The sequence below is a fragment of the Paracoccus fontiphilus genome, assembly GCF_017356265.1.
Classification (GTDB): domain Bacteria; phylum Pseudomonadota; class Alphaproteobacteria; order Rhodobacterales; family Rhodobacteraceae; genus Paracoccus; species Paracoccus fontiphilus.
Genome location: NZ_JAFNAW010000088.1, coordinates 1 through 10691, shown reverse-complemented (window position 1 = coordinate 10691; position 10691 = coordinate 1). Strand labels below are relative to the sequence as shown.

10 protein-coding genes and 1 pseudogene are annotated in these 10691 nt (G+C 68.0%); 8 read left to right on the top strand and 3 right to left on the bottom strand.

All coding sequences use genetic code 11. The annotated features are described in order from the left end of the window. Window positions 1-708, bottom strand: a 708-nt coding sequence (locus J0F76_RS18695; RefSeq protein ID WP_207471812.1) for an NAD(P)H-dependent flavin oxidoreductase, incomplete at its 3' end; no start/stop codon positions are given. 166 nt (window positions 709-874) lie between these two features. Between J0F76_RS18695 and J0F76_RS18690 the strand changes: the two genes are divergently transcribed. Beyond that, the gene (locus J0F76_RS18690; RefSeq protein WP_207471811.1) at window positions 875-1633 is read left to right on the top strand and encodes a TSUP family transporter; all 759 of its coding nucleotides are present in this window, start codon (window positions 875-877) and stop codon (window positions 1631-1633) included. Here the strand turns inward: J0F76_RS18690 and J0F76_RS18685 are convergent. Then, window positions 1630-2616 carry an asparaginase gene (locus J0F76_RS18685; protein ID WP_207471810.1) on the bottom strand — a complete coding sequence of 329 codons (987 nt, stop codon included), beginning with the start codon at window positions 2614-2616 and terminating at the stop codon, window positions 1630-1632. The genes J0F76_RS18690 and J0F76_RS18685 overlap by 4 nt on opposite strands. Before the next feature lie 155 nt (window positions 2617-2771). Here J0F76_RS18685 and J0F76_RS18680 point away from each other — a divergent pair, with 155 nt between their 5' ends. The 3 genes from J0F76_RS18680 to J0F76_RS18670 all read left to right on the top strand — a co-directional run bounded on the left by J0F76_RS18680 (window position 2772) and on the right by J0F76_RS18670 (window position 5276). Further along, entirely contained in the window at window positions 2772-3296 is a 525-nt protein-coding gene (locus J0F76_RS18680; protein WP_207471809.1) for an invasion associated locus B family protein, read from the top strand. A gap of 122 nt (window positions 3297-3418) precedes the next feature. Beyond that, window positions 3419-4591: a dual-specificity RNA methyltransferase RlmN gene (gene rlmN / locus J0F76_RS18675; RefSeq protein ID WP_207471807.1), complete on the top strand. Its 1173-nt coding sequence runs from the start codon at window positions 3419-3421 to the stop codon at window positions 4589-4591. Window positions 4592-4688: 97 nt separating this feature from the next. Continuing rightward, window positions 4689-5276 (top strand): hypothetical protein, encoded by a 588-nt coding sequence (locus J0F76_RS18670; protein ID WP_207471806.1) that lies wholly within the window; start codon window positions 4689-4691, stop codon window positions 5274-5276. Between the two features lie 79 nt (window positions 5277-5355). Here J0F76_RS18670 and J0F76_RS18665 read toward each other — a convergent pair whose 3' ends face one another. Next, on the bottom strand, window positions 5356-6192 hold the full coding sequence (locus J0F76_RS18665) for an LOG family protein (protein WP_207471804.1): 837 nt from the start codon (window positions 6190-6192) through the stop codon (window positions 5356-5358). 87 nt (window positions 6193-6279) lie between these two features. Between J0F76_RS18665 and dapD the strand changes: the two genes are divergently transcribed. The 4 genes and pseudogenes from dapD to carB form a co-directional block, all read left to right on the top strand. Further along, complete coding sequence (gene dapD, locus J0F76_RS18660) at window positions 6280-7101, top strand: 2,3,4,5-tetrahydropyridine-2,6-dicarboxylate N-succinyltransferase (RefSeq protein ID WP_207471802.1); 822 nt, start codon at window positions 6280-6282, stop codon at window positions 7099-7101. Then, window positions 7098-7550 (top strand): YaiI/YqxD family protein, encoded by a 453-nt coding sequence (locus J0F76_RS18655; RefSeq protein WP_207471800.1) that lies wholly within the window; start codon window positions 7098-7100, stop codon window positions 7548-7550. The genes dapD and J0F76_RS18655 overlap by 4 nt, the downstream gene beginning before the upstream one ends. A 63-nt stretch (window positions 7551-7613) precedes the next feature. Then, the gene (locus J0F76_RS18650; protein ID WP_341351624.1) at window positions 7614-8192 is read left to right on the top strand and encodes an exopolysaccharide biosynthesis protein; all 579 of its coding nucleotides are present in this window, start codon (window positions 7614-7616) and stop codon (window positions 8190-8192) included. Between the two features lie 90 nt (window positions 8193-8282). Then, a pseudogene (carB, locus tag J0F76_RS18645) lies at window positions 8283-10604 on the top strand (carbamoyl-phosphate synthase large subunit); the annotation flags it as partial. Window positions 10605-10691 lie beyond the last annotated feature (87 nt).

Genomic DNA, 10691 nt, shown 5'->3' with positions numbered 1-10691 from the left:
CAGGAAGGCGGTGCCGCACTGCACCGCGACCGCGCCGGCCCCCATCGCCGCGCGGGCCGCTGTCCGGTCCATGATCGCGCCCGCCGCGACGACCGGCAGGCCCAGCGGCAGCAGGGCACGGACCAGGGCCGCGTGATCCGTCATCGGGTCCGGCCCGTCGGGATCGAAGATGCCGCGATGGCCCCCGGCCTCCCACCCCTGCGCGACGATGGCATCGAAGCCCGCATCGACGATGGCCTGCCCCTCGGCAACCGAGGTCGCCGTGGCCCAAAGCCTGCACCCCGCACCCTTCAGCGCCGCGACCTGATCAGGCACGGGCAGGCCGAAGTGGCAGCCGACGATGGCGGGCCGTTCCGCCAGCAGCACTTGCAGCATGGCGTCGTTGCCGCGAAAGCTGGGATAGATTTCGGTCAATGTCGTGGGCGGCACCGCGCCGAAACGCCCGAAGGCCGGGCGCAGGCTGTCGATCCATGCCGCTTCCTGCGCGGGGTCGCGCCGGGCGGGGGCATGGCAGAACAGGTTGACCCCGAAGGCGCGGTCCGTGCCCTGCCGCACCGCGCGGATCGCCTTGCCCGCGCCCGTCGCATCCAGCGCGCCAAGCGCCACGAAGCCAAGCCCGCCCGCGTTGCAGACCGCCACGGCCAAGTCCGGGGTCGAGGTTCCCGCCGTCGGCGCCTGCACGACGCGGTGCTGCACATGATCGAACATGCCGGTCCTCCTGTTGTGTACCCTGGTGCGGATATCCATGGGGTGGGACGCGGCCCGGGAAAAGTCCAGCGGACTTTTTCAGCGCCGACGCCCTGCAGCAGGCAGGGGCTGAAAGCACCCCGCCTTCGCCTTTACAATGCCGGGCCAAAGGGGCATGGCGCGGATCATGCTGGAGCTTTCCCTCGACCTCTTCCTGATCCTTGCCGCCGCCGGATTCCTGGCCGGTTTCATCGATTCGATTGCCGGGGGCGGCGGGCTGATCACCCTGCCCGCGCTGATGCTGGCGGGGATTCCGCCCGCGCAGGCGCTTGCCACGAACAAGGTCCAAGGGGTCTTCGGCGCGGCGACCGCGGCCGTCAGCTATGCCGCGAAAGGCCTGGTGGACCTGCGCAGCCAATGGCGTTCGGCGCTGATCGCAGGCCTTGCGGGGGCCATCGGTGCGGCGCTTGTCAGCTATCTTCCCACCGACGGGCTGCGCCTTGTCCTGCCGGTGATCCTGATCGCCATTGCGGCCTTTTTCGCGCTGAAGCCGGGCCTGGACGACCTTGACCGGGCGCAGCGCGTGGCGCCTGCCGCCTTTGCCGTGACAGCGGTGCCGCTGGTCGGGTTCTATGACGGGCTGCTGGGGCCGGGGGCGGGGTCGTTCTACATGATCGCCTTCGTGACCCTGGCCGGATATGGCGTGCTGAAGGCCACCGCGCATACGAAGCTGTTGAACTTCGCCTCGAACCTGGGCGGGCTGGCGGCCTTTGCGCTGGTGGGCCAGCCCTTGTGGCTGCTGGGGATCGTGATGGGCGCGGCGCAGATCGCGGGCGCCGCCCTGGGCGCCCGGCTGGCCACGCGGGTGGGCGCGCGGCTGATCAAGCCGCTGCTGGTCGTGACCTCGACCGCGCTGGCGCTGCGGCTGATCTGGCAGTTGATCTAGGCGGGAAAGCCCGGCGCCGTCCGCATCTCGCCGGTGGGGATGCCGCGCCAGTTGCGCAAGGGATCGGTCAGGAAGCGGCCCACCGCGGGATCGCTTTCCCCCAGCACGCCAAGGTGGACCAGCAGCGCGGTGATCGCCGCCTCGGCTGCCCGCGTCGCGCCGTCCGTGACCTTCAGGGCGACGCCCAGGCCCTGGTTGGGCAGGATGGCGACGAACACCGCCTCGGCCCCGGTCTTGGCGGCAACACGGCCACCGGTGGCGCGCATCAGGATCGTGCAGGCCGGCCCCTCGCCCGCGACCAGTTCGGGATGGGCGCGCATGGCATCCACCAGCCGCCGCATGGCCCGGCCCCGCGTGTCGTCGGGCGGATCTGCGAAGGCCGCCATGGCCCGGCCCAGCCCCGCCAGCGAGCAGGACCAGTTCGGGGCCGAGCAGCCGTCGATGCCGAAGCCGGGGCTGTTCTCTCCGGTCACCTCCTCGAAGGCGGCCTTGACGGCCTGCTGGACGGAGTGGCCGGGGTCCACATACTCGGCCCCGCCGCGCAGGTGCCGGTTCAGCGTCAGGAAACCCGCGTGCTTGCCCGAGCAGTTGTTGTGCAGCTGGGACGGGCCTTCGTCTCCGCAGGTCAGGCGGCGGTTTTCATCGGGGTCGCGCGGCATGTGGCAGCCGCAGCGCAGGTCGGGCTCGGCCATCCCCAGCGCCCGCAGCCAGCCCTCCACGGCATCGACATGGATCCGCGCGCCGTTGTGGCTGGCACAGGCCAGCGCCAGGTGCCGGTCGGTCAAACCGGCGGCATCGGCCGCCCCGCTTTCCACCAGGGGCAGCGCCTGGATCATCTTGCAGGAGGACCGGGGAAAGACGATCGTGCCCGGACGGCCCCAGGCTTCCACCACGCCCTTGGTGTCGCAGACCACGGCATCGCCGCAGTGCAGGCTTTCGCGCTGCCCGCCGCGCCACAGTTCGATCAGTTCGGCCGACCGCATCGCCTGTTCCCCCCCTGACAATTGCGCGATTTCCTGTCTTGCGCTCTTTTTCGCGCAATGATTTTGGCTATCCTGACCGCAGATGGTTGAAAAGACCACAGCAATCGGGAACAACGCCCCCTGATGTGGCGAAACCTATGGCAGGAGGCCAGAGCATGACCAACACCACGCTGCGCGGCATGACAGCCGCCCTTGCCCTGATGGTGGGCTTGGGGACGGCATCGGCGCAGGAGTCCACCAATGTCGTGGCGACCGAAGGCGACTGGACCGTCTTCGCGGCGGAGAATCCCAAGGAATGCTGGGCCGTGTCCCCGCCCAAGGCCACGCAGAACACCGATGCGAACGGCGCCCCGCGCGAGGTGACGCGCGGCGACATCCGCCTGTACGTGGCCTATCGGCCGGGCCAGGGCGGCGAGGTGTCCTTCAGCGGCGGCTATCCCTTCGCCCCCGACAGCACGGTCGAGGTCGATATCGGCGGCAACAAGTTCAACCTGTTCACCGAAGGCGAAAGCGCCTGGACGGGCAGCGTGTCCGAGGATGAGAAGCTGATCGCGGCCCTGCGCAGCGGGTCGAACGCGGTCATCACCGGGCGGTCCTCGCGCGGGACGGTGACCAAGGACACCTTCAGCCTGGCAGGCATCACGGCGGCCACGAACACGGCGCGCTCGCGCTGCGAGTAAGGCGGGCGGGGGCCAGCCCCCGCACCCCCGGGATACTTGAGCCAAGATGAAAGGGCCGGGGCCGGTTGATTTTCGGCCCCGTTTCGCTTATCTGCGGGTCTTCGCACAACACCGGTAGACCCATGAACGCGCCCATCACGCAGGATGTCCTGACCCTTCCACGCAAGCTGCCGGACAGCGGGCGGGTGAACATCGTGGGCCTGACGCGCGACCAGTTGCGCGATGCCCTGATCACCGCCGGCACGCCCGAGAAGCAGGCCAAGATGCGCGTGGGGCAGGTCTGGCAGTGGGTTTATCACTGGGGCGTGCGCGACTTCGCGCAGATGTCGAACCTGGCCAAGGATTATCGCGCCCTGCTGGCCGAGCGGTTCGAGATCGTGCTGCCCGAGATCGTGACCCGCCAGATCAGCAGCGACGGGACGCGCAAGTATCTGGTCCGCATCGCCGGCGGGCACGAGGTCGAGACGGTCTATATCCCCGAGGAAGGGCGCGGCACGCTGTGCGTGTCGAGCCAGGTCGGTTGCACGCTGACCTGTTCCTTCTGCCACACCGGCACGCAGAAGCTGGTGCGCAACCTGACCGCAGGCGAGATCGTAGGCCAGTTGATGCTGGCCCGCGACGACCTGGGCGAATGGCCGCAGCCGGGCACCCCCAAGGACGAGACGCGCCTGGTCAGCAACATCGTGCTGATGGGCATGGGCGAGCCGCTTTACAACTTCGACGCCGTGCGGGACGCCATGAAGGTCTGCATGGACAACGAGGGGCTGTCCCTGTCGCGCCGCCGCATCACCCTGTCCACCAGCGGCGTCGTCCCCGAGATCGCGCGCACGGCCGAGGAGATCGGCTGCCAGCTTGCCGTGAGCTTCCACGCGACCACGGACGAGGTGCGCAACGTCCTGGTGCCGATCAACAAGCGCTGGAACATCGCCGCGCTTCTGGACGCCTTGCGCGACTATCCCCGCCTGTCGAACAGCGAGCGGATCACCTTCGAATACGTGATGCTGGCGGGCGTCAACGACAGCGATGCCGACGCGCATCGCCTGATCGAGCTGATCCGCGGCATCCCCGCCAAGATCAACCTGATCCCCTTCAACGAATGGCCCGGCGCGCCCTACAAGCGGTCCAGCAACAACCGCATCCACGCCTTTGCCGACATCATCTACAAGGCCGGCTACGCCAGCCCGATCCGCACCCCGCGCGGAGAGGACATCATGGCCGCCTGCGGCCAGTTGAAGTCGGCGACGGAACGCGGGCGCAAGACCCGGGCGGCTATTGCGGCCGAGGCGGCCGGCTGACGGCGGAATGGTCCCGCGCAGGACGATTGTCTGACGCGGGCCTGCCATGTTATCGGTTTCCCCAAGGAAAACCGATGGTCCGTGGCGGAGATTCGGGATGGTTCATGCGCTTGCCCTTTGCCTGCTGGGCTGGCTTGCCGCTGCCGCCCCCGCGCTGGCGGAGTCCCCCCCTTCGCCTGAACGGAACCTCTTCGTCTTCGGCGGCCGCATCACGGCCGCGTCCATGTCCAGCAGCGTGGATTTTGTGGGGGTCCCCTATGAGGACAACTACCTGCTGGGTCTGGGCCTGCAGACCTGGAGTTGGCAGAACAGCCTTGTGGACATCGGCTATGAAGGCGGGATCGCGCATCGCTTCGGAGAAGGCACGACGACCGAGATCTGGGCCGGGGTCGGGCTGCGGTGCTGCCGATACCAGTTCCGCGATGTGACGCTGACCCCGTCGCTCATTGTCGGGCTGAGCCATGTCGATGCACCGCACCCCGGGCGGGAGGCGGATCAGGTCGCCCGGGACGGCGGCGATGCGTCGTTGCTGTTCTATTTCACGCCCGAGCTCGAGCTTGCCCCCCGCAATGCCGACTGGAGCGTCTTTTGGCGGCTGCATCACCGCTCGGGCGGGGGAAAGACGCTGGGCAACATGAAGGGCGCGGCAAACGCCCATGTTCTCGGCATCCGGCTGCGGTTCTAGCGGCGGCTGGACTCGTCAGCCGCACTTGGCCGCCGAAGGAACGGAAACCGCGATCCGTGCCGGGACCCGGCTGCGGCCCTCATTCGGGCCGGGGCCAGCCGTCGATCACCGCCATGGCCTCCTCGGCCGTCTCGACATAGTGGATCAGCCCCAGATCCTCCTCGGAGATGGTGCCTGCCTCGGCCAGGGCCTGCCAGTTGATGATCTCCTCCCAGAAGGCCCGGCCGAACAGCAGGAACGGGACCGGGGCCATGCGGCGGGTCTGGATCAGGGTCAGGGCCTCGAACATCTCGTCCAGGGTGCCGAAGCCGCCGGGAAAGACCGTGATCGCCCGCGCGCGCATCAGGAAGTGCATCTTGCGGATGGCGAAATAGTGGAAGTTGAACGACAGTTCCGGCGTCACGTACAGGTTCGGCGCCTGTTCGTGCGGCAGCACGATCCCTAGGCCGATGGACTTGCCCCCCGCCTGATGCGCGCCCAGGTTGCCCGCCTCCATGACGCCCGGTCCGCCCCCCGTCGCGATGACGAAGTCGCGCCCGCCGGTGGCAAGGCTGCGGCGGGTGATGTCCTGCGCGAACCGCCGTGCCTCCTCGTAATAGACCGAGAGCCTGGCAAGGGCCGGGGTGCGTGCGCGGCTTGCGTTTTCGGGTGACGGGATGCGGGCGCCGCCGAACATCACCACGGTCGATTCGACCCCGGCCTCGTCCAGCAGCAGCTGCGGCTTCAGCAGTTCAAGCTGCAGGCGCACGGGGCGCAATTCCTCGCGCAGCAGGAAGTCGCGATCGGTGAAGGCCAGGCGATAGGCGGGCGACCGCGTCTGCGGCGTGTCCGGGATATGCGTCGCGCGCGCCGCATCCTCGTCGCTGCGGGGAAAGACATAGGCGCGCTCTTCGGCGGTCTTGGTGGCGTCGTTCATCGGTTCCTCGGATTGCACGGGCCTTGTCCCAGGCTTATAGCCCCGGGGAACCAGTTTCCACCCATGCCGCAGATCCGAGGAGAGGCCATGACCCAAGCACTTGAGACCGCCATCGAGGCCGCGTGGGAAGCCCGCGCCGATATCGACGCCGGCACCACCGGTTTCGTGCGCGAGGCCGTGGACGCGGTTCTGGAACAGCTGGACAGCGGCGCTCTGCGCGTGGCCGAGAAGCGCGGCAACGACTGGCACGTGAACCAGTGGGCGAAAAAGGCCGTGCTGCTGTCCTTCCGCCTGAACGACATGGAGGAAATGTCGGGCGGCCCGCAGGGGTCGAACTGGTGGGACAAGGTGCCCTCGAAATTCGCGGGCTGGAGCGCGGGCGAGTGGCGGGCCGCCGGTTTCCGCGCCGTGCCGGGCGCCATCGTGCGGCGGTCGGCCTTCATCGGCAAGGGGGCGGTGCTGATGCCGTCCTTCGTGAACCTGGGCGCCCATGTGGGCGAGGGCACGATGGTCGACACCTGGGCCACCGTCGGGTCCTGCGCGCAGATCGGCCGCAACGTCCACCTGTCGGGCGGCGTCGGCATCGGCGGCGTGCTGGAACCGCTGCAGGCCGGGCCCACCATCATCGAGGACGACTGCTTCATCGGCGCCCGGTCCGAGGTGGTCGAGGGCTGCATCGTCCGCGAAGGGTCCGTGCTGGGGATGGGCGTCTTCATCGGCCAGTCCACCAAGATCGTGGACCGGGAAACCGGCGAGGTCATGTATGGCGAGGTTCCCGCGGGCTCGGTCGTCGTGGCGGGGTCCCTGCCGTCGAAGAACGGCGTGAACCTGTATTGCGCGGTGATCGTCAAGCGCGTGGACGCCAGGACCCGCGCCAAGACCTCGATCAACGAACTGCTGCGGGATTGACCAGGCTGTTCATCGACGCCGATGCCTGCCCGGTCAAGGCCGAGGCAGAGCGGGTGGCGACGCGTCTCCAGGTGCCGATGGTCCTGGTCTGCAATGGCGGGCTGCGGCCATCCGGCAATCCGCTGGTGACGCTGAAGATCGTGGCCGAGGGCCCGGACGAGGCCGACAAGTGGATCGCCGACCAGTGCGGGCCGGGCGACGTGGTGGTGACGGGCGACCTGCCGCTGGCGGACCGCTGCCTGAAGGCCGGGGCGCGCGTCCTTACCCATGACGGAGAGGTGCTGAGCCTGGCCAACATCGGCCCCCGGCTGGCGACGCGCGACCTGATGGCGGACCTGCGCGCGTCGAACCCGTTCCTGCAGGGCGGCGGCGGCGCGTTTTCCAAGGCGGACCGGTCGCGCTTCCTGCAGGTGCTGGACCGTGAACTGGGCGCTGCGCTGCGGGGCTGACCGGGTTGCCGAACCATCCGGCGTGGCTTTGCGTTGGCCCCGACACGGCAGGAAGGCGGGACGGTGCAGGACAATGGAACGATAAGGCCGCTGCTGGACGCGGCGGGTGATGCCTCGGACGGCGACAAGACCTCGATCGGCGACATCGTGCAGTCTCTGGGCGAGAATTCCCTGACGCCGAACCTGATCTTCGTGGCGCTTGCGGTCGTGTCGCCCTTGTCGGGGATACCTGTGTTTTCATCCATCTGCGGGATCACCATCGCGCTGATCTCGGCGCAGATGCTGGTCGGGCGGGACCACATCTGGCTGCCCTCATTCGTGATGTCGCGCCGGATCGACAGCGTCAGGCTGGACCGCGCCCTGAAGGTCATGCGCCGCCCGGCCGGATGGCTCGACCGCATCACCAAGCCCCGGCTGGGATTTCTGGTCCGCGGCCCGGTCCGCAAGCTGACCCAGGTGCTGTGCATGATCTGCGGCCTTGCCATGCCCTTCCTGGAGGTGGTGCCCTTCACATCCTCGATCCTGGGCGGCGTGGTCGGCCTTCTGGCCTTCGGGATGCTGGCGCGCGACGGCCTGTTCACCCTTCTCGGCCTTGCCATCCTGCTGTCGCTGGGCGGCGGCGTGTTCTGGTTCCTGCAATAAGCGGCGAAAGCCGTTCGTCTCACCTTGCGATCCGACCGCGCATGGCTATAACCCCGGACGATTTATCAGCCGCCAGCCCGAGGGACCGCCATGCCGAAAAGAACCGATATCAAGTCGATCCTGATCATCGGCGCAGGCCCCATCGTCATCGGCCAGGCCTGCGAGTTCGACTATTCAGGCGCCCAGGCCTGCAAGGCCCTGCGCGAGGAAGGCTATCGGGTCATCCTGGTCAACTCGAACCCCGCGACGATCATGACCGACCCGGAAATGGCCGACGCCACCTATATCGAGCCGATCACCCCCGAGATGGTCGAGAAGATCATCGCCAAGGAACGTCCCGACGCGCTGCTGCCCACGATGGGCGGGCAGACCGGGCTGAACACGGCCCTGGCGCTGGCGGACATGGGCGTGCTGAACCGCTATGGCGTGGAACTGATCGGCGCGCAGCGCGCCGCCATCGAGATGGCCGAGGACCGCAAGCTGTTCCGCGAGGCGATGGACCGGATCGGGCTGGAAAACCCCAAGGCCACCATCGTCGCGGCGCCCAAGCTGGCATCCGGCAAGTACGACATCAACGCGGGCGTGGCCCAGGCCATGGACGCGCTGGAGGAGATCGGCCTGCCCGCCATCATCCGCCCCGCCTTCACCCTGGGCGGCACCGGCGGAGGCGTGGCCTACAACCGCGACGACTATGAACGCATCGTGCGGTCGGGCCTGGATGCATCGCCGGTCGCGCAGGTCCTGGTCGATGAAAGCCTTCTGGGCTGGAAGGAATACGAGATGGAGGTCGTGCGGGATCGCAACGACAACGCCATCATCGTCTGTTCCATCGAGAACGTCGATCCTATGGGCGTCCACACCGGCGATTCCATCACCGTGGCCCCTGCCCTGACGCTGACCGACCGCGAATACCAGATCATGCGCAACGGCTCCATCGCCGTGCTGCGCGAGATCGGCGTGGAAACCGGCGGGTCCAACGTGCAATGGGCGATCAACCCCGCCGATGGCCGCATGGTGGTGATCGAGATGAACCCGCGCGTGTCGCGGTCCTCGGCGCTGGCCTCCAAGGCCACCGGCTTCCCCATCGCCAAGATCGCGGCCAAGCTGGCCGTGGGCTACACGCTGGACGAGCTGGACAACGACATCACCAAGGTCACGCCCGCGTCGTTCGAACCGTCCATCGACTATGTCGTGACCAAGATCCCGCGCTTCGCGTTTGAAAAATTCCCCGGCAGCAAGCCCGAACTGACCACCGCCATGAAATCCGTGGGCGAGGTCATGGCCATCGGCCGCAGTTTCCACGAGTCGCTGCACAAGGCGCTGGCCTCGATGGAGAACGGCCTGACCGGCCTGGACGAGATCGCCATCGAGGGCGCCGACCAGGGCAAGACCGCCGTGATCGCGGCGCTGTCCCGCGCCACCCCCGACCGGTTGCGCGTCATCGCCCAGGCCATGCGCCTCGGCCTGTCGGATGATGAGATCGGGCGCGTCACCAGCTTCGACCCCTGGTTCCTGTCCCGCCTGCGCGAGATCGTGGACGCCGAAAACGCCGTCCGCGCGAACGGCCTGCCCACGGACGCCGAAGGGCTGCGCCAGCTCAAGATGATGGGCTTCACCGACGCGCGCCTGGCGACCCTGACCGGCCGCGACGAGGCCGACATCCGCCGCGCCCGCCGCAGCGCCGGCATCCTGCCCGTCTTCAAGCGCATCGACACCTGCGCGGCCGAGTTCGAGGCCCAGACCCCCTACATGTATTCCACCTACGAAGCCCCCGCGATGGGCGACGTGGAATGCGAATCCCGCCCGACCGAGGCCAAGAAGGTCGTGATCCTCGGCGGCGGCCCCAACCGCATCGGCCAAGGGATCGAGTTCGACTATTGCTGCTGCCACGCCTGCTTCGCGCTGACCGACGCGGGCTACGAGACCATCATGGTCAACTGCAACCCCGAGACCGTCTCCACCGACTACGACACCTCGGACCGGCTTTATTTCGAACCCCTCACGCTGGAACACGTCCTGGAAATCCTGCGGGTGGAACAGGACAACGGCACCCTGCACGGCGTCATCGTCCAGTTCGGCGGCCAGACGCCACTGAAGCTGGCCAACGCGTTGGAGGCCGAAGGCATCCCGATCCTGGGCACCACGCCCGACGCCATCGACCTGGCCGAAGACCGCGAACGCTTCCAGAAGCTGCTGAACGATCTTGGCCTTCGCCAGCCCAACAACGGCATCGCCTCCAGCGCCGAACAGGCCATGTCGATTGCCGAAACTGTGGGCTTCCCGCTGGTCATCCGCCCCTCCTACGTCCTCGGCGGCCGGGGGATGGAGATCGTGCGCGACACCGACCACCTGCGCCGCTACATCGCCGAGGCCGTGACCGTCAGCGGCAAGAACCCCGTCCTGCTCGACAGCTAGGGTCAGGACTCGTTCTCGATCATAGCCAGAAGATGACGGTAGCGGCGAGAAGGATGGCGGAGAAGAATGTCTCGGGGCATCGGT